The sequence below is a fragment of the Aromatoleum aromaticum EbN1 genome, assembly GCF_000025965.1.
Classification (GTDB): Bacteria; Pseudomonadota; Gammaproteobacteria; order Burkholderiales; family Rhodocyclaceae; genus Aromatoleum; species Aromatoleum aromaticum.
In genome coordinates this window covers 2,197,290-2,223,227 of the sequence record NC_006513.1, presented here as the reverse complement: position 1 = coordinate 2,223,227, position 25,938 = coordinate 2,197,290, and the positions used below count along the sequence as shown (strand labels likewise).

Here is a 25,938-nt window from a genome sequence, read left to right as displayed (position 1 = left end):
TCGGCGAGTATGGTGAGTCCCCTGGCGCGTTGGTGCTGGCCACCGGCGGGTCTGTCCGACATCCCGATTGAGAGATTGAGCGTATCGACATGCCCACGTCCGCGAGCGACCTTGACTCAAGGAGAGAACATGGCGCAACGAGTTGGTCCGACCCGACGCGGAGTTGACGGCACACCGGTCGAGCCGTTGAGCATCAAGCATCCCAACGCTGCCGGCATCGACATCGGCGGGGCAAGCCACTATGTGGCGGTGCCGCCTGATCGGGTAGGCAAAGGCGAGCCCGCGGTGCGCGAATTCGGACCGCACACCGAAGACCTGGTCGCGGTTGCCAATTGGCTTTGCGCGTGCCGCATCGATACCGTCGCGCTCGAATCGACGGGGGTGTATTGGATAGCGCTGTACGAGCTTCTGCAAGCGCGTGGCTTTGAGGTGTGGCTGGTCGATGCCAAAAGCGTACGCCACGTCAAGGCGCGCAAATCCGACGTGCTTGATTGCCAGTGGTTGCAACAACTGCACAGCTTCGGACTGCTGAGTCAGGCGCATCGGCCGGATGAGCAGGTTTGCGCGCTGCGCGAGATGTCGCGGCTGCGCGACATCACCATCGATGAGCGCGCCCGGCATACCCAGCGCATGCAAAAGGCGCTCACCCAGATGAATGTGCAACTCACCAACGTGATTACCGACATCACCGGCGAGACGGGCATGAACATCATCCGCGCCATCGTTGCCGGCGAGCGCGACCGCATGGCCCTCGCGCAGTTGAGGAACTACCGGGTACATGCCAGCACCGAGCAGATTGCCAAGGCGCTCGAAGGGCGTTGGAGCCGCGAGCATCTGTTCAGTCTTGCCCACGAGCTCAAGGCCTATGACTTTGCCAGCGAGCAGATTGCGCGGCTGGACGCCGAGATCGAGGGGCGGCTTGAGGCGATGCGCGTCTTCGACAAGAGGCCGGAGGCGAACGCGAACAAGGGACGTCGCAAGAACACGCTGGCCTTCGACGGACGGCGGGCACTGATGAACTGGTGCGGCGTGGATTTGACCGAAGTGCCCGGCATCGACGTGGGCACCGCCCTGAAGATCCTCTCGGAGTTGGGGAGCTCGCTCACCCGCTTCGCCACGGCAAAGCATTTCTGCTCGTGGCTGGGACTGTGCCCCGGCACGCGGATTTCTGGCAACAAGAAGCTCTCCGGCGCCAGCAAACGAATCCCCAACCGTGTCGCGCGGGCGTTGAAACTCGCCGCGCTGGGCTTGTCGCGCTCGCGCTGCGCCATGGGGGCCTATTACCGAAAGCTTGCCCTGCGCATGGGCTCGCCCAAGGCCATTACCGCCGTGGCGCATAAGCTCGCGCGTATTGTCCATGCGATGCTCAGCGGGCAGGCCAGCTACGTCAAGGAGGATCAGGCCAGGCACGAAGCGCGCTACCGCGAACGCGCCATCAAAGCACTGCAGAAGCGCGCCCAGGAGCTCGGCCTGACCCTCTCGCCGCAGGCTGTTCCCGCTCAACCATAATGCCGATCGTTCCTCGCTGCACATTTTTAACCCATTGAATCAAGATGCGAAAATTACTGTTTCTTGAGAGCTCAGCCCGAACGGTATTTCGTTGCCGGGTTAATAATTCCGGACAGCAAAACGGCGCCGAAGCGCCGTTTTGTCTTTCAGCCGGACCGCGGTCCGCTTACATGCTGCGCCGGTACTGCCCCCCAACCTCGTACAGCGCCGACGTGATCTGGCCGAGCGAGCAGTAGCGCACCGCGTCGACGAGCACTTCGAACACGTTGCCGTTCTCGATGACGGTCTGGCGCAGCTTCGCAAGCCACTTCGGCGCTTCCGCGGCGTTGCGCGCCTGGAAGTCGGCGAGACGCGCGAGCTGGCCCTGCTTCTCCTCGTCGGTCGAGCGCGCGAGTTCGATTTCCTGCTGCGCCTGGCCCTTCGGGTTCAGGAAGGTGTTGACGCCGATGATCGGATACGAGCCGTCGTGCTTCTTGTGCTCGTAGTACAGCGACTCCTCCTGGATCTTGCCTCGCTGGTAGCCGGTCTCCATCGCGCCGAGCACGCCGCCGCGCGCCGCGATCGCCTCGAACTCCTTAAGCACCGCCTCTTCGACGAGGTCCGTGAGCTCATCGATGATGAAGGCGCCCTGGTTCGGGTTCTCGTTCTTCGCCAGGCCCCATTCGCGGTTGATGATCAGCTGGATCGCCATCGCGCGCCGCACCGACTCCTCGGTCGGCGTCGTGATCGCCTCGTCGTACGCGTTGGTGTGCAGCGAGTTGCAATTGTCGTAGATCGCGATCAGCGCCTGCAGCGTCGTACGGATGTCGTTGAAGTCCATCTCCTGCGCGTGGAGTGACCGTCCCGACGTCTGCACGTGGTACTTGAGTTTCTGGCTCCTCTCGTTCGCGCCGTACTTGTTCTTCATCGCGACGGCCCAGATGCGGCGGGCGACGCGGCCGATCACCGAGTATTCCGGGTCCATGCCGTTCGAGAAGAAGAACGACAGGTTCGGCGCGAAGTCGTCGATATGCATGCCACGCGCGAGGTAGGACTCGACGTAGGTGAAGCCATTCGACAGCGTGAAGGCGAGCTGCGAGATCGGATTCGCGCCGGCTTCGGCGATGTGGTAGCCGGAGATCGACACCGAGTAGAAGTTCTGCACCTTGTGATGGACGAAGTATTCCTGGATGTCGCCCATCATCTTCAGCGCGAATTCCGTCGAGAAGATGCAGGTGTTCTGGCCCTGGTCTTCCTTGAGGATGTCGGCCTGCACCGTGCCGCGCACCGACGACAGCGTCCATTCCTTGATCTTCTGGAATTCGGTCTCGGTCGGCTCGCGGCCATTGTCGGCGCGGAACTTCGCGACCTGCTGGTCCATCGCAGTGTTGAAGAAGAACGCGAGGATGATCGGCGCCGGGCCGTTGATCGTCATCGACACCGAGGTCGAAGGCGCCACGAGGTCGAAGCCGTCGTACAGCACCTTCATGTCGTCGAGCGTCGCGATCGACACGCCGGAGTTGCCGATCTTGCCGTAGATGTCCGGGCGCACGTCGGGGTCGCAGCCGTATAGCGTCACGGAGTCGAACGCCGTCGACAGGCGGTGCGCCGGCATGCCTTCGGAGACTTTCTTGAAGCGGCGGTTCGTGCGGAACGCGTCGCCTTCACCGGCGAACATCCGCGTCGGGTCCTCGCCCTCGCGCTTGAAGGCGAACACGCCCGCGGTGTAAGGGAACGAGCCGGGGACGTTCTCCTTCATCAGGAAGCGCAGCGACTCGCCGTCGTCGTCGAAGTTCGGCACCGCGACCTTGCGGATCTTGCTGCCGGACAGCGACTCCGTCGTCAGCTTGGTGCGGATCTCCTTGTCGCGGATCTTCACGATGTATTCGTCGGCCGCGTAGAGCTCCTTCGTCTTCGGCCACATTTCGAGCAGCTTCTTTGCCGTCGGCGTCAGTTCGCCGTTCTTCCAGTCGATCAGTTCGTCGAAAGTGACCTGCGAGCCGGCGTCCTTGCCGCACTGCTCGAACAGCGCCTTCGCGATCTTCAGCGACTGGCGTTCGCGCGCGATCTTCGCCTGCTGCTCGACGTGCTTGTGGTAGTCGCGGACAGTGTCGGCGATCTCGGCGAGGTAGCGCGTGCGCTCGGCCGGAACGATCGCGCGGCCGTGGCTCGACGCCTTCGTGGCGACGACGGGCAGCACGCCTGGCTTGGCCTTCAGGCCCTTCTCGACGAGCTTCGGAAACATCGCCTGATACAGCGCGGTGACGCCATCGTCATTGAAGCGCGCGGCCATCGTGCCGAACACCGGCATCGCGTCGGTGGGCTGGCTGAACAGCTCGCGGTTGCGCTGGTACTGCTTGCGCACGTCGCGCAGCGCGTCGTCGGCGCCCTTGCGGTCGAACTTGTTGATTGCGACGAAGTCGGCGAAGTCGAGCATGTCGATCTTCTCGAGCTGGCTCGCCGCGCCGAATTCCGGAGTCATCACGTACAGCGACAGGTCGACGTACGGCACGATGGCCGCATTGCCCTGGCCGATGCCGGAAGTCTCGACGACGACGAGGTCGAAGCCGACGAGCTTCGTCGCGGCGATGACTTCGGGCAGCGCGGCCGAGATCTCGGAACCGGTTTCACGCGTCGCCAGCGAGCGCATGAAGATGTTCTCGTGCTCGATCGCGTTCATGCGGATGCGGTCACCGAGCAGCGCGCCGCCGGTGCGCTTGCGCGACGGGTCGATCGACACGATCGCGAGCTTGAGCTTGTCGTTGTGGTCGAGGCGGAAACGGCGCACGAGTTCGTCGGTCAGCGAGCTCTTGCCCGCGCCGCCGGTGCCGGTGATGCCGAGCGCCGGCGTCTTCAGCTTCGCCGCAGCCTCGACAAGCGCCTTCCGGACGTCGTCGCCGTACGCGCCGTTTTCGAGCGCGGTGATGATGCGCGACAGGGCGCGCTGCCGAGCGGCGCGTTCGCCGGTCGTCAGCTGCTTGACGACGTCCTCGGCCGACTGCGGCGCAACCGCGGTGAGGTCGAAGTCCGAGCGCTCGACGACGTCGTTGATCATCCCCTGCAGGCCGAGCATCGCGCCGTCTTCCGGCGAATACACGCGTGTGACGCCGTAGTCGTGCAGCTCGCGGATTTCCGACGGCACGATCACGCCCCCGCCGCCGCCGAACACCTTGATGTTCTCGCCGCCGTTCGCCTTCAACAGGTCGATCATGTACTTGAAGAACTCGACGTGGCCACCTTGGTACGACGTGATCGCGATGCCCTGCACGTCTTCCTGCAGCGCGGCGTTGACGATCTCGCCGACCGAGCGGTTGTGGCCGAGGTGGATCACTTCGGAGCCGGTCGACTGGAGGATCCGACGCATGATGTTGATCGACGCGTCATGGCCGTCGAAGAGCGCCGCGGCAGTCACGAAACGGACCTTGTTCTTCGGCTTGTAGTTGACGAGCTTCTTGGCTTCGCTGAGGTTGGTCATGTCGTTTTCCACGTGATGTCCGATGATGCCGTGCATCTTAGGAGGCCAGCCGAGCGATTGCCATTGCCCGGCCGGACGTCCATCGTGCAAAATCCGCCAACCTTCCGATCAACCTCGCGCCTTGCGCTGCATGAGCCCGAACATGTCCGTCCCTTCCGCTGGTGACGCCTTTGCCGCCGCCCCGTCGCGCCCGGCGCGCAGCCGCCGCGCGACGGTTGCGCGAGGCTTCGTCACGGGGATGCTGTCGGGAATGGTCCGGCAGGGGCGCGATCCGGCTCCGTTGCTTACCGCGGCGGGACTGGACCTTGCAGACGCTGCCAGCCGCATCCCGATCGACCGCTACGCAGCGCTGTACAACCTGATCGGTCGCGAGATGGATGACGAGGGCTTCGGCCTGTTCGCGCAGCCGATGCGCTCGGGCAGCTTCGAGTTCCTGTGCCGCGGCATGCTCGGCGCACCGACGCTCGGCGACGCGCTCGATCGCGCCGCACGCTTCCTGCGCATCGTGCTGCCCGATCTCGCGGTCAGCGTGCGGCGCGGCGACGGCGACGAGCGCGCCGAGCTGCGCATTTCGGAAACGCGCCGGCTCGCGGATCGGCGCGGCGACCCGGCCCGCGTGTTCGCATTCGAGTGGCTGCTGCGGCTGATCCACGCGGTTTCATGCTGGCTCGTCAGCCGCGAGCTCGCGCTCGACTCGGTGCATTTCCCCTACCCCCGACCGACGCACGCCGACGACTACGCGCTGGTCTATACGGAACATTCGTTCTTCGACGCCGGCACGCTCGTCGCACGGCTGCGCGACAACCTGCTCGACCTGCCGGTGCGCCGCGACGAAGCGGCGCTCGCCACCTTCCTCGACGGCGCGCCGGGCAAGATCACGATGCTGTACCGGCGCGACCGCGACATGGTGTATCGCGTGCGAGACCTGCTGCGCGATGCGCTGCCCGACAATCTGTCGCTCGAGGCCGTCGCCAACCGGCTGCACCTGTCAGCGCGCACGCTGCACCGCCGGCTCGAAGAGGAAGGCTCGAGCTTTCGCACGATCAAGGACGCGCTGCGTCGCGACATCGCACTCGCCCGGTTGACGAAAACGGCGCAGCCGATTGCGCAGATCGGCGCCGAACTCGGTTATGCCGATCCCTCGGCGTTCTATCGTGCCGTGGTCGCCTGGACCGGGATGTCGCCGGAGCGGTTTCGAAGGCAATTGCTGAATCAGGGCGCGGGGGCGGAGTTTCACGCCCCGGCAATGCCGCGTCCTGCGGTGCGTTCCGTGAGGTAGTCGGCGCGTGCTCGCCTGCGGAGATGACTAGAATGGGCAAGCGCCAAACTCACTCCCGGAGGATGCCCGCCTGATGTTGCGCACCACGCCGACTCCGCCTGCGAAAAGCGGCCCGCCGCCGAAGCTGTCGTCGCAGGAGCTGCGCCGCTACGACCTGCTGCTCGCCGGCCTCGACCTGCTCGACCAGGCGATCGCCGTCTTCGACGCGACCCCGAAGCTCGTAACGTGGAACAAGGCGATGCTGCGGCTGCTCGACTTTCCCGAGAAAATGGTCCACGTCGGCACGCCGTTCGAGGAGTTCGCGCGGTTCAATGCCGAACGCGGCGAATACGGCGAAGGCGATGTCGATCAGCTCGTCGCCGAGCGCATGGCTGCCGCGCGCGCGTTCCTGCCGCACTACGCAGAGCGCGCGCGGCCGAACGGCAAGATCCTCGCGATCCGCGGCGTGCCGATCCCGAATCTCGGCTTCGTCTCGCTGTGGACCGACATCACCGAGCAGCGCCGCTACGAGGACGTCATCCAACGGCAGAACGCCGAACTCGAGGCGCGCGTCAAGGCCCGCACGGCCGAGCTCGAGAACGCGAACGCACGGCTCGCGCAGGCGCACGGCGAAGTCGACGAAATCGCCGGCGCGCTGCGGCGCTCCGAAGAGCGGCTGAAGCTGATCATCGATTCGATCCCGGCGCTGATCGCGTACGTCGATCGCGACGAAATCTACCAGTTCGCGAACCGCGGCTACGCCGAATGGTTCGGCCTGACCAAGGACGCGATCGTCGGGCGCAGCATCGAGAGCGTGTTCGGCCCCGCGCTGTACCCGCTGGTCGTCGAGCAGTTGAAGGTCGCAGCGAGCGGCGAGCGCGTCAGCTACGAATATTCGCGCAAGCTCGACAACGGCCGTACCGTGCATGCCCGCAGCGTCATCGTCCCCGAAGTGTCCGCCCACGGCGAAGTGGTCGGCTATTTCGTGCTGTCGACGGACATCACCGAACAGAAGGCGAGCCAGGCGGCGCTCGTGCAGGCGCAGAAGATGGAAGCCGTCGGCCAGCTCACCGGCGGTCTCGCCCACGACTTCAACAACCTGCTGACGATCATCATCGGCAATCTGGCCGAACTGAAATCGAAGCTGCCGCCGGACGGCCCCGCCGGCGAGCACCTCGAGCCCGCGCTGCACGCGGCGCGGCGCGGGGCCGAACTGATCAAGCGGCTGCTGACGTTCTCGCGCGGCCAGGGCTCGAACCCACCACGGTCGAAGTCGGCGCGCTGGTGCTCAACATGGCGCAACTGCTGTCACGCTCACTGACCGAGAACATCCGCCTGCAGACGCGCCTGCCGCCGGCCCCGCTGCACGCTTTCGTCGCCCCGCACCAGCTCGAGAACGCGCTGTTGAACCTCGCGCTCAACGCGCGCGATGCGATGCCGGACGGTGGCTCGCTGATGATCGCGATCGGCGAGCGCCACATCCCGGAGAGCCTCGCGATGCTCGTCGAACTGCCCGCTGGCGACTACGTGCAGATCGATGTCACCGACACCGGCAGCGGCATCGACGCGAAACTGCTGCCGCGGCTGTTCGAGCCGTTCTTCACGACCAAGCCGTTCGGCCAGGGCAGCGGCCTCGGGCTGGCGATGGTATATGGCTTCGTGCGCCAGTCGGGCGGCAACATCCGCATCCGCAGCACGCCCGGCTCGGGAACGACGGTGACGTTCGTGCTGCCGCGCACCGTCGCCCCGACGCCGGCGGCGCCGGTCAAAGGTGCCTCAACGGTACGGCGCGGGCGCCAGAACGCCGGACCGGTGCTGCTCGTCGAGGACGACTCCGAAGTACGCCGCGTCATCCGGCTGCAACTGACCGCGCTCGGCCACTCCGTCATCGAGGCCGCCGACGGCGTGGAAGCGTGGAGCCTGATCGAGTCGGTCCCGGAGATCGCGGTCCTCGTCACCGACACCGTGATGCCCGGCGCGATCGGCGGCCGCGAACTGGTCGCCCGTAGCCGCGCGCTGCGCCCGCGGCTGCCGATCCTGATGATCACAGGCTACGCCAGCGACAACGCGCTGGCCGGCACGGCGCAGCTCGACGTGCCGGTGCTGCGCAAGCCTTTCGACCAAAACACGCTCGCGACGAGCCTCGCCGCGATCCTGGATGTTCCGGCAACCACCGAGGACCTGCCCCCCGATGAACGACAACGCGCCTGTGACGCCGCTTATCCTGGTTCTCGAGGACGAAGCGGACATCGCCCGCCTGATCTGCGGCGCGCTCGCCGACTACGGCTTCCGCAGCGAACACGTCGCGACCGGTCGCGAACTGCTCGCCCGCGCGCGGAAGGCTTCCCCCGACCTGGTGATCGTCGACCTCGGCCTACCGGACATGGACGGCATGCAGGTCGTGCGCGAACTGCAGGACGGCAGCCCGTGCGCGGTGCTGATCCTCACCGGCCGCAACGACGTCACCGACCGCGTCCTCGGACTCGAGCTCGGCGCCGACGACTACCTCGTCAAGCCGTTCGAACCGCGCGAACTCGTCGCCCGTGTGCGCTCGATCCTGCGCCGCTACCAGCGCGCTGCCTCACCCGATCCGGGCGCGGATGAACGCAATGTCGCGATTTTCGCAAACTGGCGCTTCGATACCGGACGGCTCGCGCTGGCCCGCCCCGGCGAACCCGAAGTCAGCCTTTCGGCTGCCGAAGCGGCGCTGCTGCTCACGCTGCTGCGCCGTCCGAGCAAGATCCTGAGCCGCGAACAGCTGCTCGGCGAGCGCGACGTCGACCCGTTCGACCGCAGCATCGACGTGCGCATCTCGCGCCTGCGCCGCAAACTCGACGACGACCCGCAGCGGCCGAAGCTGATCAAGACGGTGTATGGCGCGGGCTATCTATTCTCGGCGCAGGTGCGATGGGAATGACGGCACGGCGACGGGTGCAGGCAAGGACGAGCCGTCCCAGAAAACCCAACGGGTCACGCGTTTTCTTGCATGAAGGAACTGCCTCGTCACGCAAGCACGCCCTCTCAATGCCATAAAAATAAACTTCAGCTACCTGCCCGCCACAACGGAATGCCACAGATGAACGAGTTGGTCTTTTTCGAAGCCGAAGGTGAATCCATCCAGGTGCGTATCGAGCAGGAAACGGTCTGGCTGTCGCAGGAGCAGATCGCACGACTGTTCGAACGCGACCGCTCGGTGATTACCAAGCACCTGCGCAACGTGTTCAGGGAAGGCGAACTGGACGAGGCGGCAGTATGTGCAAATTTTGCACGTACTGCTTCCGACGGAAAAACCTACCAGACGCGCTTCTTCAACCTCGATGCCATCCTGTCCGTGGGCTACCGCGTCAACTCCAGGCGCGGCACCCAGTTCCGCCAATGGGCCAGCCGCGTCCTCAAGGACTACCTCACCCGCGGCTACGCCCTCGACCGCCAGCGCCTGGAACACAACGCCCGCGAACTCGAAGCCGCGCTGCAGCTCGTGCGCCGGACCCTCGCCCACCCCGAACTGGGGCAGGAAGCCGGGCGCGGCCTGGCGGAAATCGTCGTGCGCTACACCCAGACCTTCCTGTGGCTGCAGCGCTATGACGAGGGCCTGCTCACCGAGCCGCGCGGCCATCCCGGCGGCGAGCTGCCTTCGGTGACCGAGGCGCGTGCCGGGATCTCCAATCTCAAGACCGACCTGATGGCCAAGGGGCAGGCCAGTGCGCTGTTCGGCATCGAGCGTGAAGACGGCCTCGCCGCCCTCCTCGGCAACCTGGACCAGACCGCCTTCGGCGAACCGGCCTACCCCACGCTGGAGTCGCGCGCCGCCCACCTGCTGTATTTCATCGTCAAGAACCACCCCTTTACCGACGGCAACAAGCGCATCGGCGCCTTCCTCTTCGCCGGCTTCCTGCATCGCAACGGCCGCCTGTTCGACACCGACGGCAGCCCGGTGATCAATGACGTCGGCCTCGCCGCCCTGTCGCTCCTCGTCGCCCAGTCCCGCCCCGACGACCGGGACGTGCTGATCCGCCTGCTCATGAACATGCTCGCCGGGAACGGCGCATGACCACCTCCCAGCTCCGGAGCTAGACCTTGATCACTACATTCGTCTCCCGCCATCCCGGCGCCATCGACTGGGCAGCCTGTTGGCGTATCACCTGAAACGAGTGGCGGTCGATCGCGCCACCGTCCGAGTTCCGTTTGCATTTCATGCACGTATTGTCTCCTGGCATGACAATACTTACGAGAAGGTCAGTAACTGATGCCCTGAAATCAAGGGATCAAGGCTTTTCCTCGGCGAAGCCATTCTCTGTAACCAGCAGTCCTCGTCAGCGCCGCCTCACCGCCAGTTCCGACGCCGGCTCCACCGCCCCCGGCGACAGCGCGCCGATCTGCGTCGGGCGGCCGGCGTACAACCCGAACACGGCCTGGATTGCGGATATCGTCGCGCACAGCAGCAGCGCGGCGGACCAGCCGCCGAAGAGGTCGTGGAGCGCGCCAACGAGGGTCGGACCGACCGCGGCGAGCAGGTAGCCCACCGCCTGCGCCATGCCCGACAGCGCCGCCGCCTGATGCACGCTGCCTGCGCGCAGGCTCATGAAAGTCAGCGCGAGGATCAGGCAGGCACTGCTGCCGAAGCCATAGACGATGCACCACACGACGCTCCAGCCCGGCAGCGCGATGAAGCCGACGAGGCCGACCAGGGCGAGGACCGCACTCAGGAACGCGGCGGCGCGCTGATCGGTCAGGCGATGGATCAGCGGCACTGCGAGCACGCCGGGAACCACCGTCGCGAGCTGCAACAGCCCGTGCAGCGAGCCGGCGGACGCCGCGGAATAGCCATTTTGCTGCAGGATCGCCGGCAGCCAGCTGATGACGACGTAGTAGACGAACGAATTGAGCCCCATGAACGCGGTCACCTGCCACGCGAGCGGCGAGCGCCATATCGGGATCGCTGGAGTCGTGGCGGCCTGCTGCATCGGGCGCGTCGCCCTGCGCAGCTGCGGCAGCCACACCACTGCGCTGAACGCGGCAAGGACGGCCCAGATCCCGAGCGCGAAAGTCCATCCGGACGACGACATCCCCGTCAGCGGAATCATCACTGCCGAACACAAGGCGGCGGTCACGCTCATCGTCACCGCGTAAAGCGACGTCATCGTCGAGACTTTCGTGGCGAAGTCCCGCTTCAGCAGGCTCGGCAGCAGGACATTGCACAGCGCGATCGCACTGCCCAGTATCATCGTGCCGCCAAACAGTCCCCACACGGTGCTCGACGAACGGACAACGATGCCCGCCGTCAGCATCAGCAGCGCTCCGAACAGCGTGCGTTCGAGCCCGTGCCGACGCGCGACACCGGCAGCGAGCGGCGAGACGAGCGCGAACGCGAGCAGCGGCAGCGTCGCCAGCACGCCGGCCTGCGTGGCGTTGAAGCCGAAGCTGTGCTGGATGTCGGCGAGCACCGGACCGACGCCGGTAACCGGGGCGCGCAGGTTCGCGGCGATCAGCAAGATGCCGACGATAAGCAGGCCCTGGGCGGCAGGCTGCGTGACGGAGGGATGGGGCTGCATGCGAATCCACCGCGGGAAAAGGGGAGATGGAGTCGATTCTAGAGAGTAGCCGGTTATCTGAATTTCGATATCTTGACGATTAATATCTTGATTCTGCCTGCACACGAGCTTTCCCTTCATGTCCAACCTTCTTGACAGCCTGGCGCGCTTCGACCCGGACGACCTGTACAGCCCGGCCGTGGCGCTGACCGTCGATATCCGGGACAACAGCCGCGAGCTGCCGGTGCACCAACACCGCAAGGGCCAGCTCGTCCTGGCGGCGCGCGGCTCGGTGACGTGCGAAGTGCCTTCCGGCCTGTGGATCGTGCCGCCGCACGGCGCGGTGTGGATCCCGGGCGGCATGGCGCACACCAATCGGGTGTCGCTGAATGGGCGTATCTGCCTGCTGTTCATCGAGCCCGATGCGGCGGTGTTGCCGGCGAGCTGCTGCACGCTGTCGGTGAGCCCGCTGCTGCGGGAGCTGATCCTGCGTCTCGTCGAACTGCCGCAGAGCTATTCCATTGACGGGCCGACCGGGCGCCTCGTCGCGGTGCTGCTCGATGAGCTCGTGCAGATGCCGGCCGAACAGCTTCATCTGCCGATCACGGCCGAGCCGCGCCTGCGGCGCATTGCCGACGCGCTGATGAACGATCCGGCCGACCGCAGCACGATGGCCGAATGGGCACGGCGCGTGTCGATCGGCGAGCGCACGCTGGCGCGCCTGATCGTCGGCGAGACCGGCATGACTTTCGGGCGTTGGCGCCAGCAACTGCACATCGTCATCGCGCTGCAGCGCCTGTCGACAGGGATGACGGTGCAGAGGGTCGCGCAGGATCTCGGCTACGAATCCGTCAGCGCCTTCATCACGATGTTCAAGAAAGTGCTCGGCAAGCCGCCGGCGCGCTATCTCGTCGAACGCGGCGAGTCGCTGCGGCTGCGGCGCGCAGCGAGCGAGTCCACCGGGTGACATGAGGAGGCCGGACGGCGGTGCGGGAGGCTCATGCACTGCGTTCGTCCGTTCGCTACAATTCCGCCCTTGGTTTCCCTTCCCCCGCAGAATTCAGGAGATTACCCACATGTCGCACCGCCCGTTCAGGATCCTCGGCATCCAGCAGATCGCCATCGGCGGCCCGAGCAAGGAGCGCCTCAAGACGCTGTGGGTGGACATGCTCGGGCTGGAAGTCACCGGCAACTTCGTCAGCGAGCGCGAGAACGTCGACGAGGACATCTGCGCGATGGGCAAAGGGCCGTTCAAGGTCGAAGTCGACCTGATGCAGCCGCTCGACGCCGAAAAGAAGCCGGCAGTCCACGCGACGCCGCTGAACCATGTCGGGCTGTGGATCGATGACCTGCCGGTCGCGGTCGAGTGGCTCACTGCGCAGGGCGTGCGCTTTGCACCCGGAGGCATTCGCCGCGGCGCCGCCGGCTTCGACATCACTTTCCTGCATCCGAAAGGCAACGACGAATTCCCGATCGGCGGCGAAGGTGTCCTCGTCGAACTGGTGCAGGCGCCGCCGGAAGTCGTCGACGCGTTCGCGCGCCTCGCGGGATAAGCGGCAGCTACCGACGGCCGCCGAGGAGGGCGTTCAGAGCGCGCCCGGGCTGAACGTGTCGCACGCGCGCAGATCACCGCGCTCGAGGCCGAGGCGGAACCAGCGCGCACGCTGGGCCGAGCTGCCGTGCGTGAAGCTGTCCGGCACGACCTGGCCCTGCGCCTGTTTCTGCAGCCGGTCGTCGCCGATCGCGGACGCCGCGCCGAGCGCCTCCTCGACGTCGCCCGCTTCGAGCAGCTGGCGCGTGCGGTCGGCATGATGGCCCCACACGCCCGCAAGGCAGTCGGCCTGCAGTTCGACGCGGACCGACAGCGCATTCGCCTCGCGCGCCGGCAGCTGCTCACGCGCCTGCTGGACTTTTTCGGAGATGCCGAGCAGGTTCTGCACGTGATGGCCCACTTCATGCGCGATCACGTACGCCTGGGCAAAGTCGCCGGGCGCGCGGAAGCGGTTCTGCAAGTCGTCGAAGAAGGACAGGTCGAGGTAGACTTTCTCGTCGGCCGGGCAGTAGAACGGCCCCATCTCCGCCTGCCCCACGCCGCACGCGCTGCGCGTCGCGCCGGTGAAGAGCACCATGCGCGGCTCCCGGTACTGGCCGCCGGCGGACGCAAAGACCGGTCCCCAGGTATCCTCGGTATCGGCGAGCACCTGTGATGCGAAGCGGGCGAGTTCATCTTCCGCGGCGGAGCGCGGCGAGGCGGGCTGCGTGGCCGGCGATGGCGACTGGACGCTCGCGGTGTCGAACACGACGCTCGGGTCGATGCCGAAATACATCGCGACGAGCGCGAGCACGATCGTGCCGATGCCGATCTTGCCACCACCTCCGAGCCTGAAGTGCGAACCGCGCCGATCCTCGACGTTCTCGCTTTCCCGACGACCGCCGATACGCATGATCCGCCTCCGTGTGTGGACGTCCGATGCGGATATTACACGCCGGCGAGCGGCGGCTTGCTGAAACGCGGGTCAGACCGACGCCGGCTCGTCACCGTGGAGCAAACGCGGCGCCCGCAGGAGTCGCGTCCAGGACAGCCGCCGGCGCCGGCGCGTTGTTCAGCTTTCGATCGACAGCTTGTCGTCGCGGATGGCCTCGTACTCGTCTTCCCAGAACCATTTTTCGTCGCCGAATGCCGGCTTCAGGTGATCGAACCACGTCGCCTGCGGGTCGAACTTCGCGAAGAACGGCCGCTGCACCCAGTCCGGGTTTCGTCCCTGGATGAAGCGCAGCACGAAGACTTTCTCGCCGGCGACTTCCGTCACGCCCTGGATCTCGACCTTGCCGGGGCTCGCGCTCATGCTCGGGCCACGGGCCGTACGCCCCAAGCCCGATACCTGCTGCATCGCATCGCGGTAAATCTCCCACGCACGCACGAGCGGCACTTCGAAGTAGTTGCGCGCGCCGGTGTCGCGCTCGACGAACATGTAGTAGGGCAAGATGCCGAGCCGCACCTGCGTCTTCCACATCCGCGCCCACACGTCGGGATCGTCGTTGAGGTGGGCGATCAGCGGCCCCTGCCCGCGGATCACGACGCCGGCCTTGCGCAGCCGCCGCACCGCGGCCTGCGTCGCCTCGGTGTCGAGTTCCTTCCAATGGTTGAAATGCGTCATCAGCGCGACGTGCTTGCCCGCCTCCGTGAGGCGTTCGAGCAGCGCGATCAGCTCGTCGGCATCATCGGCGCCGAGGAAGCGGTGCGGCCAGAACGTCAGCGCCTTGGTGCCGATGCGGATCGTCTGGATGTGGTCGAATTCCGGCTTGAGCAGCGGCTCGAGGTAGTCCCGCAAGTGGCGCGTTTTCATCACCATCGGGTCGCCGCCGGTGAACAAGAGGTCGGTGACTTCGCAGTGATGGCGCAGATAGGCGTGCAGTGTCTCGGCTTCGGACGACGCGATGCGCAGCTCCTTGTCGCCGACGAACTGCGCCCAGCGGAAGCAGAACGTGCAATAGCTGTGGCAGGTCTGGCCCTGGCTCGGGAAGAACAGCACGGTCTCGCGGTACTTGTGCTGAATGCCCTCGAGGCGGTTGCCGTGCTCGTCGCGCGGCATGTTCATTTCCATCTGGTCGGCGGGGTGCGGGTTCAGCTCGTGACGCACTGCGTCGACCGCCGCGTCGACATCCTTCTTGTCCGCGCCGTGCTCGAGCAAAGTGGCGATGCGGTCAAAATGTTCCGGCGCGAGCATGCCGCGCTGCGGGAACGTCAGCTGGAACATCGGATCGGCAGGGATGTTGTCCCAGTCGATCAGTTCGTCGATGACGTACTGGTTGACGCGAAACGGCAGCACCGACGACACGACTTTCATCTCGAAGCGCTGCGCCTCCGAGAGCTTCGCGAGCGGCACGATCTGGTCGAAGTCGCGCTGCGTGTAGACTTTGAACGGCACCGGCTCGAAGCGCGCGGCGTTGAAAGTGATCGGGCGGGTAAGGGACTGGGCTTGGGCCGTCATGGATGTCTCCTGATCTCGTTCCGGACCGGCACGCGAAGTCCCCGCGAAGGCGATCAAGGGGTAATGCGCGGTCCGTCGAACGTTGGTCTTGTGGCGGCGGTACAGGACGTCGCGAAGAAGTGAGCGACCCGCTGCCGTTCAGGAACGAACGCCGGCACGCAGCAGGCGTTCGTGAAGCGCAGCCATAATATCTCACAATTTATATTTGGGCAAATATTGAGAGGCTGTCGTGGACGCCTCGGCTGTTCGCCGCAAGGCATCGCTCCGGATCACCGGCCGCATCGATTCTGATCCCGCCGGGGAAGGAGTGTCGCCGGGATGCCGAAACGGGATAACGGAAAAAGGGCTCACCGAGGTGAGCCCTTTTTCCGGATCGGCTGCGCAAGATGAGCGCGCGGCCGGGTTATCGCAGCGGAACCGCCGTTACTCGAACTCGACGATCACCTCGTCCACCGCGAGGCTGGCGCCGGCTGTCGCGACGACCTTCTTCACCTTGCCGTCCTGCTCGGCCTTGAGGACGTTCTCCATCTTCATCGCCTCGATGACCGCGAGCTTCTCGCCCGCCTTGACTTCCTGACCGACCGACACCGCGATCTCGCGCAGCAGCCCCGGCATCGGCGACAGCAGGAAGCGCGACAGGTCGGGCGGCACCTTGGTCGGCATCAGCGACTGCAGTTCGGCCCAACGCGCGCTCATTACCAGCAGCACCGCTTGCGTGCCGTTGTGCGACAGACGATAGCGCAGCCCGGTACGGGCGACCTGGATCGTGAACGGCTTGCCGTTGAGCGTGCCGTTCATCAGCGCGTCGCCGAACTTCCAGTCGGTGCGCACCGCGAACGTCTCGCCGCCGAGTTCCACGTCGTAGCCACCCACAGCCGGCACGACCGTCACGAGGCTGCGTTCGTCACCGCGCATCACCGTGTATTTGTCGCCGACGACACGCTCGTGGCCCGGCATCTGGCCTGAGATCTGCGCATCGCGGTCCTCGAAACGGCGGTGCAGCGCGGCGGCCGCCGCAATGAACAGCGTCGGGTCATCGTGCGGCACCATCGAAGCGTCGAAGCCCTTCGGGTACTCCTCACTGATGAAGCCCGTGTTGAAGTGGCCCGAGACGAAGCGCGGATGCTGCATCAGCGCGGCCTGGAACGGGATGTTCGAACTGATGCCGCGGATCACGAACGCGTTGAGGGCGTCGCGCATCCGCTCGATCGCCTGGTCGCGGTTCGTGCCGTGCGTGATCAGCTTCGCGATCATCGAATCGTAGAACATCGAAATCTCGCCGCCTTCGTAGACGCCGGTATCGACGCGCACCTCAGTTGCCAAACCCGCTGGCACTTCGGCCGGCGGCTCGAATTTCACGAGCCGCCCGGTCGACGGCAGGAAGCCGCGAAACGGGTCTTCGGCGTTGATGCGGCATTCCATCGACCAGCCGTTGAGCCGGATGTCTTCCTGGCGGAACGCGAGCTTCTCGCCGGCGGCGACGCGGATCATCTGCTCGACGAGATCGAGTCCCGTGATCATCTCGGTGACCGGGTGCTCGACCTGCAGCCGCGTGTTCATCTCGAGGAAGTAGAACGACCTGTCGGCGCCGACGACGAATTCCACCGTGCCGGCCGACTGGTACTGCACCGCTTTCGCGAGCGCGACCGCCTGCTCGCCCATCGCGCGGCGCGTCACCGGGTCGAGGAACGGGCTCGGCGCCTCTTCGATGACTTTCTGGTGACGGCGCTGGATCGAGCATTCGCGCTCGTGCAGGTACACGACGTTGCCGTGCGCGTCGCCCAACACCTGGATCTCGATGTGGCGCGGCTCGAGCACGTATTTCTCGATCAGGATGCGGTCGTCGCCGAACGCCGTCTTCGCTTCGTTGCGGCACGACGTGAAGCCTTCGAAGCACTCCTGGTCGCTGAACGCGACGCGCAGGCCCTTGCCGCCGCCGCCGGCCGAAGCCTTGATCATCACCGGATAGCCGATGCCCTTGGCGATCTCGACTGCCTGCTCGGCAGTGTCGATGGCGTCGGCGTAGCCCGGAATCGTGTTGACCCGGGCTTCCTTCGCGAGCTTCTTCGACGCGATCTTGTCGCCCATCTGGCCAACCGAGTAATGTTTCGGGCCGATGAAGACGATGCCTTCTTCCTCGAGCCGGCGCGAGAACTCGGCATTCTCGGACAGGAAGCCGTAGCCCGGATGCACCGCTTCAGCGCCGGTCTTCTTGCACGCGGCGATGATCTTGTCCATCACCAGGTACGACTCCTTCGACGGCGCCGGCCCGATACAGACGCCTTCGTCGGCGAGGTCGACGAACAGTGAATCGCGGTCAGCCTCGGAATACACCGCGACCGTCTGGATGCCCATCCTGCGGGCAGTCTTGATGACCCGGCAGGCGATCTCTCCCCGGTTCGCGATCAGAATCTTCTTGAACATTTCTTACCTCAATTCAGAGCGATGAACGGTCAGAGCGGGATGTTGCCGTGCTTGCGCCACGGGTTGTCGAGCTGCTTGTCGCGCAGCATCGCGAGCGAGCGGCAGATCCGCTTGCGGGTGTTGTGCGGCATGATGACGTCGTCGATGAAGCCACGGCGGGCCGCGACGAACGGGTTCGCGAATTTTTTCTTGTATTCAGCTTCGCGCGCGGAGATTTTCGCCGGGTCGTTCTTTTCCTCCCGGAAGATGATCTCGACTGCGCCTTTCGGGCCCATCACCGCGATCTCGGCAGTCGGCCACGCGAGGTTCACGTCGCCGCGCAGGTGTTTCGAGCTCATGACGTCGTAGGCGCCGCCGTAGGCCTTGCGCGTGATCACGGTGATCTTCGGCACCGTGCATTCGGCGTACGCGTACAGCAGCTTCGCGCCATGCTTGATGATGCCGCCATATTCCTGGCTGGTGCCGGGCATGAAGCCGGGAACGTCGACGAACGTCACGACCGGAATGTTGAACGCGTCGCAGAAGCGCACGAAGCGCGCGGCCTTGATCGAGCTCTTGATGTCGAGGCAGCCGGCGAGCACCAGCGGCTGGTTCGCGACGATGCCGACGGTCTGGCCTTCCATGCGGCCGAAGCCGATCAGGATGTTCTTCGCGTAGTCCGGCTGCAGCTCGAAGAAGTCGCCTTCGTCGACGACCTTCGCGATCAGCTCCTTCATGTCGTACGGCTGGTTCGCGTTCGCCGGCACCAGCGTGTCGAGCGACTCGTCGACGCGGTCGGCCAGATCCAAAGCCGGCTTGACCGGCGGCTGTTCGCGGTTCGACAGCGGCAGGAAGTCGATGAAGCGACGCAAGCCGGCGAGCGCTTCGACGTCGTCCTCGAACGCGAGGTCGGCGACGCCCGACTTCGTCGTGTGCGTCACCGCGCCACCGAGCTCCTCGGCAGTGACTTCCTCGTGCGTGACGGTCTTCACGACTTCGGGCCCGGTCACGAACATGTACGACGAGTCCTTGACCATGAAGATGAAGTCGGTCATCGACGGCGAATACACCGCGCCGCCGGCGCACGGCCCCATGATCAGCGAGATCTGCGGCACGACGCCGGACGCCATGACGTTGCGCTGGAAGACGTCGGCGTAGCCGCCGAGCGAATCGACGCCTTCCTGGATGCGCGCACCGCCCGAGTCGTTGAGCCCGATCACCGGCGCGCCGACTTTCATCGCGTGGTCCATGATCTTGCAGATCTTCTGCGCGTGCGTCTCCGACAGCGACCCGCCGAACACCGTGAAGTCCTGCGAGAAGACGAACACCAGCCGGCCATTGACCGTGCCGTAGCCGGTCACGACGCCGTCGCCCGGCACCCTTTCCTCGGCCATGTCGAAATCGGTGCAGCGGTGCTCCTTGTACATGTCCCACTCTTCGAAGCTGTCCTCGTCGAGCAGCAGTTCGATGCGCTCGCGCGCGGTGAGCTTGCCTTTCGCATGCTGGGCGTCGATGCGCCGCTGGCCGCCGCCGAGACGGGCTGCCTCCCGCTTTTCCTGCAGCTGGCGGATGATGTCGTGCATTGAAAACCTCCTTGTGCTTCGCTTTTTGGCGGCGCTGAAATTTCGTTTTCCGCGCTACTGTGACGGTTTTTCCAGGTAGCCGAGCAGGCGCATCGCGGCGACCGACGGCGTCGTCGCGCCCTCTTCGACCGCGCGGGCAAGCCCGGGCAATTCGTGCTTCACCTGCGGATGGCTGCGAAAGCGGCTGCGCAGGCCGCTGTCGATCATTTCCCACATCCACGCGAGCGCCTGATGGCGGCGCTTCGCGTCGAACTCTCCGGTCGGCGTCAGCGTGTCCCGGTAGCGCTTCACTTCGTCCCAGAACCCGGCGACGCTGTCCTTCTGCAGCGCCGACAGCGTCAGCACCGGCGGCGTCCAGTTCGGCGACGCGTGGCGGAACATCATCAGCGCGCTCTTCATCTGCGACTTCGCGAGCTGCGCCGCGCGCGCATCGATGTCGGCCTTGTTGATGACGATCAGGTCGGCGATCTCCATGATCCCTTTCTTGATCGCCTGCAGGTCGTCACCGGCATTGGGCAGTTGCAGCAGGCAGAAGATGTCGGTCATGCCGGCGACAGCGGTTTCCGACTGGCCGACGCCGACCGTCTCGACGATGATCACGTCGAAGCCCGCCGCCTCGCACACGAGCATCGTCTCGCGCGTCCGCGCGGCGACGCCGCCGAGCGAACCGGCCGACGGACTGGGCCGGATATACGCTTCGGTGCGCTGCGACAGCATCTCCATGCGCGTCTTGTCGCCGAGAATCGAGCCGCCGGTCACCGACGACGACGGATCGACCGCGAGCACTGCGACGCGATGCTCCTGTTCGATCAGGTACAGGCCCAGCGCCTCGATGAACGTCGACTTGCCGACACCCGGCACGCCGGATATGCCGACGCGCAGCGCATTGCCGGTCGCCGGCAGCAGCGCCTCCATGACCTTGTGCGCACGCGCCTGGTGGTCCTCACGCGACGACTCGATCAGCGTGATCGTCTTCGCCAGCGGGCGCAGCTGTCCGGCGAGCACGCCGTCGACGAGTTTCCGGTCTTCCGGCGCGAGCAAGGAATCCTCGACCGGTTTACTCAATTTCCAGCACGCCTTCTTCTGTCGACGCAAGGAATTCGCGGATCTCACCGCTCCGCGTAATCAGCCGTTCAAGCAGCAGCTTCACACTGCCACCCGACTGACGCGCTGTTCACGTTCGGCGGCAAAAGCAAGGCAGACAGTCACATCGAGCGCTTCCAGCTCAGGGTAATCCGCGAGGATCTCCTCCGCCGACATTCCCGAAGCGAGCCAACCGAGAATGTCATAAACGGTGATCCGCATTCCCCGGAGGCAAGGTTTGCCGCCCCGCTTGCCGGGCTCGAGGGTGATCCGCTCCAGCAGTTTCGCATCCATGACTTCCTCCCGTTGCAAATTGCACTGCGATCGCCGTCTTACGCTGCCACCTTCGCCGCGCGGATCTGCTTCAGCACTTCGCGCGCCGCGGTCTGGATCGGCGTGCCCGGGCCGAAAATGCCTTTCGCGCCGGCCGCGTACAGCCCGTCGTAGTCCTGCGCGGGGATCACGCCGCCGACGAAGACGACGATGTCGCCGGCGCCGAGCTGCTTCAGGCCGTCGATGATCTCCGGCACGAGCGTCTTGTGGCCGGCGGCGAGGCTCGAGCAGCCGATCGCGTGGACATCGTTCTCGACCGCGTGGCGTGCGGCCTCTTCCGGCGTCTGGAAGAGCGGGCCGATGTCGATGTCGAAGCCGAGGTCGGCGAACGCCGATGCGACGACTTTCGCGCCGCGGTCGTGGCCGTCCTGGCCGAGCTTCGCGATCATGATGCGCGGGCGGCGGCCTTCTTCGGCGACGAACGCTTCGATGTCGGCTTTCAGCGCTTTCCAGTCCGCATCGTTCTCGACGACCGCGCCATACACCCCAGACACCGCCTGCGGGTTCGCGCGGTAGCGGCCGAACACTTTCTCGAGCGCATCCGACACTTCGCCGACCGTCGCGCGCACGCGCATCGCTTTCACCGCGAGGTCGAGCAGGTTGCCGTTCTGCCCGGCCTCGGCGCACGCGGTCAGCGCGTCGAGCGCCGCTTTCACCGCCGCCGCGTCGCGCGCCGCGCGGATCTGCTTCAGCCGCGCGATCTGCGAATCGCGCACCGCGTGGTTGTCGATGTCGAGGATCTCGATCGGGTCTTCCTTCGCGAGCTTGTACTTGTTCACGCCGACGATGACGTCCTTGCCCGAGTCGATGCGCGCCTGCTTCTCGGCCGCGCACTCCTCGACTTTCATCTTCGCCCAGCCCGACTCGACGGCTTTCGTCATGCCGCCCATCGCCTCGATTTCCTCGATCAGCGCCCACGCCTGGTCGGCCATGTCCTGCGTGAGCTTCTCCATCATGTAGGAGCCCGCCCAAGGGTCGACGACGTTACAGATGTGCGTCTCTTCCTGGATGATGATCTGCGTGTTGCGTGCGATCCGTGCCGAGAACTCGGTCGGCAGCGCGATCGCCTCGTCGAGCGCGTTCGTGTGCAGCGACTGCGTGCCGCCGAAGACGGCCGCCATCGCCTCGATCGTCGTGCGCACGACGTTGTTGTACGGGTCCTGCTCGGTCAGCGACCAGCCCGAGGTCTGCGAGTGCGTGCGCAGCATCATCGACTTCGCGCTCTTCGGCTCGAACTGCTTCATGATCCGCCACCACAACAGGCGCGCCGCGCGCATCTTCGCGACTTCGAGATAGAAGTTCATGCCGACCGCCCAGAAGAACGACAGCCGGCCGGCAAAGGTGTCGACGTCCATCCCCGACGCGATGCCGGTGCGCACGTATTCCATGCCATCGGCGAGCGTGAACGCGAGCTCGATCGCCTGGTTCGCGCCGGCTTCCTGGATGTGGTAGCCGGAGATCGAGATCGAGTTGAACTTCGGCATGTGCGACGACGTGTACTGGAAGATGTCGGCGATGATCTTCATCGACGGCGTCGGCGGATAGATATAGGTATTGCGGACCATGAACTCCTTGAGGATGTCGTTCTGGATGGTCCCGGACAGCTTGTCCTGCGGCACGCCCTGCTCCTCGGCGGCGACGATGTAGCCGGCGAGGATTGGCAGCACGGCGCCGTTCATCGTCATCGACACCGACACCTTGTCGAGCGGAATGCTGTCGAAGAGGATCTTCATGTCTTCGACCGAGTCGATCGCGACCCCGGCCTTGCCGACGTCGCCGGTGACGCGGGGATGGTCGGAATCGTAGCCGCGGTGCGTCGCGAGGTCGAACGCGACCGACACGCCCTGGCCGCCGGCAGCAAGCGCCTTGCGATAGAACGCGTTCGATTCCTCGGCGGTCGAGAAGCCGGCGTACTGGCGGATCGTCCACGGCTTGACCGCGTACATCGTCGGCTGCGGCCCGCGCAGGAAAGGCTCGAAGCCCGGCAGCGTGTCGGTGTGCGGCAGCTCGGCGACGTCCGCTTTCGTATACAGCGGCTTCACCGCGATCCCTTCGGGGGTGATCCAGTTCAGCTTTTCGATGTCGCCGTCAGGCGCGTGCTTCGCCGCGGCCTTCTTCCAGGCATCCATATCCGGCTGGGGGTACGCCGGCATCTTGGCGTTCGACATGACAAACCCTCTCTGTTCAGGGCCGCAAAAAGCGGCCGTGCGATATTCGGTAAAACGCGAACCGGGTCGAAACCCGATAAAACCCGGGACAACAACGAACTGGCGACGACGAGACCGCCCGCGGCACGAAGCTCGCGGGCGGCCGTCGACGCTCCTGCTGCCTGCAGCGTAGCGCTCTCCCTTCCCTTGCCGCAGGTTCAGCACATCGCTGAACCCTTGGCACTCCCATGCTACGCCGCGCGCCGGAAGTTGACTTGTGCCGACCATGGAATAATACTTTATCCATAATTATGAGTGCAACTTCCGCGGAGCATGGCTGCGGAAGCGCTCCCACCTCTGCAGTGAATCGCTTATGCCCGCCTCCCGCATCGCTCCGCTCGCCCTCTACCAGGAGGTCGCCGAGCGGCTTCGCCAGCGTATCTATTCGCACGATCTCGCCCCCGGCACATGGGTGGACGAGCAGGCGCTGGCCGACGACTACGGCATATCCCGCACGCCGTTGCGCGAAGCGCTCAAAGTGCTTGCGTCCGAAGGGCTCGTCACTCTCAAGCCGCGCCGCGGCTGCTACGTCACCGAAATCTCGGAACGCGATCTCGACGAGATTTTCACCGTCATGGCGCTGCTCGAAGGCCAGTGCGCGCATATCACCGCCCGCAAGGCAACGGACGCCGATCTCGAGCGGCTGCGGAAAATCCACGAAAAACTGGAGAAAGCTGCCGTCGGGGGGGACATCGACGGCTATTTCGAAGCGAACCAGGCTTTCCACCAGGCGCTGCAGAAAATCACCGACAACCGCTGGCTGCTGCAGGTCATCGAGGACCTGCGCAAAGTCATCAAGCTGTCGCGCCACCATTCGCTGTTCAGCGAAGGGCGGCTCGAACAGTCGCTTGCCGAGCACCGCGGCATTCTCGCCGCGCTCGCCGAACGCGATGCGGAGCGGGCGGAACTGCTGATGCGCGCCCATATCGACAGCGGGCGCGCAGCCCTCGCACGGATCGCGAAGGCGAAGAACAAGGTCGCCTGACTGCGCGACAATGGCGCCTCACGCGCCAGGCCGCGTCATCGCTTCCGCGTCGACCCACAGATCGAACTCCTCCGGGCCGACGTAGCCCGACGCGAGCGCCGCCTCGCGCAGCGACAGGCCTTCCTTGTGCGCCTTCTTCGCGATCTCGGCGGCACGGTCATAGCCGATCTCGCGATTCAGCGCCGTCACCAGCATCAGGTTCTTTTCGAGATTCTCGCGGATGCGCGGCAGGTTCGGCAGCAGGCCGCGCGCGCAGTGCGCGTCGAACGCGTCGCAGCTGTCCGCGAGCAGCGCGATGCTCTCCAGTACGTTGTGCGCCATCACCGGCTTATAGACATTCAGCTGGAAATTCCCCTGCGTGCCGGCGAAAGCGACTGCCGCGTCGTTGCCGAACACCTGCACGCACACCATCGTCAGCGCCTCGCACTGCGTCGGATTGACTTTTCCCGGCATGATCGACGACCCCGGCTCGTTCTCGGGGATCGTCAGCTCGCCGATGCCGCAGCGCGGCCCGCTCGCTAGCCAGCGCACGTCGTTCGCCATCTTCATCAGGCCGCCCGCAAGGGTGCGCATCGCCGCCGACGCCTGCACCAGCGCGTCGTGCGCGGCGAGCGCGAAGAAGCGGTCCGGCGCGCTACGAAACGGGCGTCCGGTGAGCGTGGCGATCTCCGCCGCCGCGCGGTCGCCGAAACGCGGATGGGCGTTAAGCCCGGTACCGACCGCGGTGCCGCCGATCGCCAGGTCGTACAGCCCCGGCAGCGCGCTTTCGACCGCCACGATGCCGAAATCGAGCTGCGCAACCCACGCCCCGATCTCCTGCCCGAGCGTGATCGGCGTCGCGTCCTGCAGGTGCGTGCGCCCGGTCTTGACGACGTCGCTGAATTCCTTCGCCTTGTCGGCGAGCGTGCCGCGCAGCCGCCCCACGGCGGGCAGCAGGCGGTCGTGCAGCTGCTCGACTGCCGCGACATGCATCGCGGTGGGGAACGTGTCGTTCGATGACTGGCCGCGGTTCACGTGGTCGTTCGGATGCACCGGACGCTTCGAGCCCAGCTCCCCGCCGGCCAGTTCGATCGCGCGGTTCGCGATGACCTCGTTCGCGTTCATGTTCGATTGCGTGCCGGAGCCGGTCTGGAACACGACCAGCGGGAAGTGCGCATCGAGCGTGCCGTCGATGACTTCGTCCGCGGCGCGCTCGATCAGCGCCGCGACTTCCGGGGCCAACTCGCCGAGTTCTGCATTCGCTCGTGCTGCCGCCTTTTTCAGGATGCCCAGCGCACGGATCATCGCCCGCCCCCAGCGGAAGCGGTCGGTGCCGATCGGGAAATGCGCGACCGAGCGTTCGGTCTGGGCTCCCCAGTAACGGTCCGCCGCGACTTCAACGGGCCCCATCGAATCGGTTTCGGTACGCGTGGCTTTCATCATCGTCTCCCGGCCGTTTCCCGGCCCCGGGCAGTTTGACGCGCGCTGCCGGCCGGGATTCCCCAATAGCCGTTTCATTTCCCGCCTGGATTTTATTGTAAGGATATGCAACGCCAGAATGCCTTAATATGCTGACATTCGGCAGACGGGGCAATTGCTCCCGACATATGCACGAAAAAAG

At 65.5% G+C, this 25,938-nt stretch carries 18 protein-coding genes and 1 pseudogene; 8 read left to right on the top strand and 11 right to left on the bottom strand.

Translation table 11 applies throughout. From position 1 onward, the window contains the following. Positions 1 to 129 precede the first annotated feature (129 nt). Entirely contained in the window at positions 130 to 1,509 is a 1,380-nt protein-coding gene (locus EBN1_RS10510) for an IS110-like element ISAzo22 family transposase (RefSeq protein ID WP_011236947.1), read from the top strand. Between the two features lie 166 nt (positions 1,510 to 1,675). On the opposite strand, the gene icmF is transcribed toward EBN1_RS10510, so the two are convergent. Continuing rightward, on the bottom strand, positions 1,676 to 4,963 hold the full coding sequence (gene icmF, locus EBN1_RS10505; protein WP_041647151.1) for a fused isobutyryl-CoA mutase/GTPase IcmF: 3,288 nt from the start codon (positions 4,961 to 4,963) through the stop codon (positions 1,676 to 1,678). Positions 4,964 to 5,105: 142 nt separating this feature from the next. Between icmF and EBN1_RS10500 the strand changes: the two genes are divergently transcribed. The 4 genes and pseudogenes from EBN1_RS10500 (at position 5,106) to EBN1_RS10485 (ending at position 10,272) form a co-directional block, all read left to right on the top strand. Beyond that, positions 5,106 to 6,242, top strand: a complete 1,137-nt coding sequence (locus EBN1_RS10500) for an AraC family transcriptional regulator (RefSeq protein WP_011237938.1) — start codon at positions 5,106 to 5,108, stop codon at positions 6,240 to 6,242. A 73-nt stretch (positions 6,243 to 6,315) separates the two neighbouring features. Further along, positions 6,316 to 8,408 (top strand): annotated as a pseudogene (locus EBN1_RS10495) (PAS-domain containing protein); the annotation flags it as partial. 4 nt (positions 8,409 to 8,412) lie between these two features. Then, entirely contained in the window at positions 8,413 to 9,138 is a 726-nt protein-coding gene (locus EBN1_RS10490) for a response regulator transcription factor (RefSeq protein ID WP_011237935.1), read from the top strand. A gap of 159 nt (positions 9,139 to 9,297) precedes the next feature. Further along, the gene (locus EBN1_RS10485) at positions 9,298 to 10,272 is read left to right on the top strand and encodes a virulence RhuM family protein/type II toxin-antitoxin system death-on-curing family toxin (protein WP_011237934.1); all 975 of its coding nucleotides are present in this window, start codon (positions 9,298 to 9,300) and stop codon (positions 10,270 to 10,272) included. A gap of 19 nt (positions 10,273 to 10,291) precedes the next feature. Here the strand turns inward: EBN1_RS10485 and EBN1_RS10480 are convergent, their stop codons facing one another. Together EBN1_RS10480 and EBN1_RS10475 are read right to left on the bottom strand one after the other, a co-directional pair. Then, entirely contained in the window at positions 10,292 to 10,417 is a 126-nt protein-coding gene (locus EBN1_RS10480; protein WP_011237933.1) for a hypothetical protein, read from the bottom strand. 117 nt (positions 10,418 to 10,534) lie between these two features. Continuing rightward, positions 10,535 to 11,773: a CynX/NimT family MFS transporter gene (locus tag EBN1_RS10475; protein WP_041646190.1), complete on the bottom strand. Its 1,239-nt coding sequence runs from the start codon at positions 11,771 to 11,773 to the stop codon at positions 10,535 to 10,537. Positions 11,774 to 11,891: 118 nt separating this feature from the next. Between EBN1_RS10475 and EBN1_RS10470 the strand changes: the two genes are divergently transcribed. Together EBN1_RS10470 and EBN1_RS10465 are read left to right on the top strand one after the other, a co-directional pair. Next, on the top strand, positions 11,892 to 12,719 hold the full coding sequence (locus tag EBN1_RS10470; protein ID WP_011237931.1) for an AraC family transcriptional regulator: 828 nt from the start codon (positions 11,892 to 11,894) through the stop codon (positions 12,717 to 12,719). Between the two features lie 109 nt (positions 12,720 to 12,828). Then, positions 12,829 to 13,305, top strand: coding sequence for a VOC family protein (locus EBN1_RS10465; protein ID WP_011237930.1), 477 nt, complete (start codon positions 12,829 to 12,831; stop codon positions 13,303 to 13,305). 33 nt (positions 13,306 to 13,338) lie between these two features. On the opposite strand, the gene ypfJ is transcribed toward EBN1_RS10465, so the two are convergent. From ypfJ to scpA, 7 genes are all read right to left on the bottom strand, one after another. Next, a complete protein-coding gene (gene ypfJ / locus EBN1_RS10460; RefSeq protein WP_011237929.1) occupies positions 13,339 to 14,196 on the bottom strand; it encodes a KPN_02809 family neutral zinc metallopeptidase in 858 nt (285 codons plus the stop codon). A 159-nt stretch (positions 14,197 to 14,355) separates the two neighbouring features. Next, positions 14,356 to 15,744 carry a KamA family radical SAM protein gene (locus EBN1_RS10455; RefSeq protein WP_011237928.1) on the bottom strand — a complete coding sequence of 463 codons (1,389 nt, stop codon included), beginning with the start codon at positions 15,742 to 15,744 and terminating at the stop codon, positions 14,356 to 14,358. A gap of 423 nt (positions 15,745 to 16,167) precedes the next feature. Next, positions 16,168 to 18,168 (bottom strand): acetyl-CoA carboxylase biotin carboxylase subunit, encoded by a 2,001-nt coding sequence (gene accC, locus EBN1_RS10450; protein WP_011237926.1) that lies wholly within the window; start codon positions 18,166 to 18,168, stop codon positions 16,168 to 16,170. A gap of 29 nt (positions 18,169 to 18,197) precedes the next feature. Beyond that, on the bottom strand, positions 18,198 to 19,730 hold the full coding sequence (locus tag EBN1_RS10445; RefSeq protein ID WP_011237925.1) for an acyl-CoA carboxylase subunit beta: 1,533 nt from the start codon (positions 19,728 to 19,730) through the stop codon (positions 18,198 to 18,200). A 54-nt stretch (positions 19,731 to 19,784) separates the two neighbouring features. Then, positions 19,785 to 20,795 carry a methylmalonyl Co-A mutase-associated GTPase MeaB gene (meaB, locus tag EBN1_RS10440; RefSeq protein WP_041646186.1) on the bottom strand — a complete coding sequence of 337 codons (1,011 nt, stop codon included), beginning with the start codon at positions 20,793 to 20,795 and terminating at the stop codon, positions 19,785 to 19,787. A gap of 81 nt (positions 20,796 to 20,876) precedes the next feature. Beyond that, entirely contained in the window at positions 20,877 to 21,107 is a 231-nt protein-coding gene (locus tag EBN1_RS10435; protein WP_011237923.1) for a DUF433 domain-containing protein, read from the bottom strand. A 38-nt stretch (positions 21,108 to 21,145) separates the two neighbouring features. Then, complete coding sequence (scpA, locus tag EBN1_RS10430; protein WP_011237922.1) at positions 21,146 to 23,314, bottom strand: methylmalonyl-CoA mutase; 2,169 nt, start codon at positions 23,312 to 23,314, stop codon at positions 21,146 to 21,148. A 352-nt stretch (positions 23,315 to 23,666) separates the two neighbouring features. Here scpA and EBN1_RS10425 point away from each other — a divergent pair, with 352 nt between their 5' ends. Then, positions 23,667 to 24,338: a GntR family transcriptional regulator gene (locus tag EBN1_RS10425; protein WP_011237921.1), complete on the top strand. Its 672-nt coding sequence runs from the start codon at positions 23,667 to 23,669 to the stop codon at positions 24,336 to 24,338. 18 nt (positions 24,339 to 24,356) lie between these two features. Here the strand turns inward: EBN1_RS10425 and fumC are convergent, their stop codons facing one another. Continuing rightward, positions 24,357 to 25,757 carry a class II fumarate hydratase gene (gene fumC / locus EBN1_RS10420; protein ID WP_011237920.1) on the bottom strand — a complete coding sequence of 467 codons (1,401 nt, stop codon included), beginning with the start codon at positions 25,755 to 25,757 and terminating at the stop codon, positions 24,357 to 24,359. Positions 25,758 to 25,938 lie beyond the last annotated feature (181 nt).

What these genes read in the sequence shown, in the direction of transcription:
- EBN1_RS10510 (WP_011236947.1), top strand. Translation starts at nt 130, where the DNA reads ATGGCGCAACGAGTTGGTCCGACCCGACGCGGAGTTGACGGCACACCG.
- icmF (WP_041647151.1), bottom strand. Translation starts at nt 4,963, where the DNA reads ATGACCAACCTCAGCGAAGCCAAGAAGCTCGTCAACTACAAGCCGAAG.
- EBN1_RS10500 (WP_011237938.1), top strand. Translation starts at nt 5,106, where the DNA reads ATGTCCGTCCCTTCCGCTGGTGACGCCTTTGCCGCCGCCCCGTCGCGC.
- EBN1_RS10490 (WP_011237935.1), top strand. Translation starts at nt 8,413, where the DNA reads ATGAACGACAACGCGCCTGTGACGCCGCTTATCCTGGTTCTCGAGGAC.
- EBN1_RS10485 (WP_011237934.1), top strand. Translation starts at nt 9,298, where the DNA reads ATGAACGAGTTGGTCTTTTTCGAAGCCGAAGGTGAATCCATCCAGGTG.
- EBN1_RS10480 (WP_011237933.1), bottom strand. Translation starts at nt 10,417, where the DNA reads ATGAAATGCAAACGGAACTCGGACGGTGGCGCGATCGACCGCCACTCG.
- EBN1_RS10475 (WP_041646190.1), bottom strand. Translation starts at nt 11,773, where the DNA reads ATGCAGCCCCATCCCTCCGTCACGCAGCCTGCCGCCCAGGGCCTGCTT.
- EBN1_RS10470 (WP_011237931.1), top strand. Translation starts at nt 11,892, where the DNA reads ATGTCCAACCTTCTTGACAGCCTGGCGCGCTTCGACCCGGACGACCTG.
- EBN1_RS10465 (WP_011237930.1), top strand. Translation starts at nt 12,829, where the DNA reads ATGTCGCACCGCCCGTTCAGGATCCTCGGCATCCAGCAGATCGCCATC.
- ypfJ (WP_011237929.1), bottom strand. Translation starts at nt 14,196, where the DNA reads ATGCGTATCGGCGGTCGTCGGGAAAGCGAGAACGTCGAGGATCGGCGC.
- EBN1_RS10455 (WP_011237928.1), bottom strand. Translation starts at nt 15,744, where the DNA reads ATGACGGCCCAAGCCCAGTCCCTTACCCGCCCGATCACTTTCAACGCC.
- accC (WP_011237926.1), bottom strand. Translation starts at nt 18,168, where the DNA reads ATGTTCAAGAAGATTCTGATCGCGAACCGGGGAGAGATCGCCTGCCGG.
- EBN1_RS10445 (WP_011237925.1), bottom strand. Translation starts at nt 19,730, where the DNA reads ATGCACGACATCATCCGCCAGCTGCAGGAAAAGCGGGAGGCAGCCCGT.
- EBN1_RS10435 (WP_011237923.1), bottom strand. Translation starts at nt 21,107, where the DNA reads ATGGATGCGAAACTGCTGGAGCGGATCACCCTCGAGCCCGGCAAGCGG.
- scpA (WP_011237922.1), bottom strand. Translation starts at nt 23,314, where the DNA reads ATGTCGAACGCCAAGATGCCGGCGTACCCCCAGCCGGATATGGATGCC.
- EBN1_RS10425 (WP_011237921.1), top strand. Translation starts at nt 23,667, where the DNA reads ATGCCCGCCTCCCGCATCGCTCCGCTCGCCCTCTACCAGGAGGTCGCC.
- fumC (WP_011237920.1), bottom strand. Translation starts at nt 25,757, where the DNA reads ATGAAAGCCACGCGTACCGAAACCGATTCGATGGGGCCCGTTGAAGTC.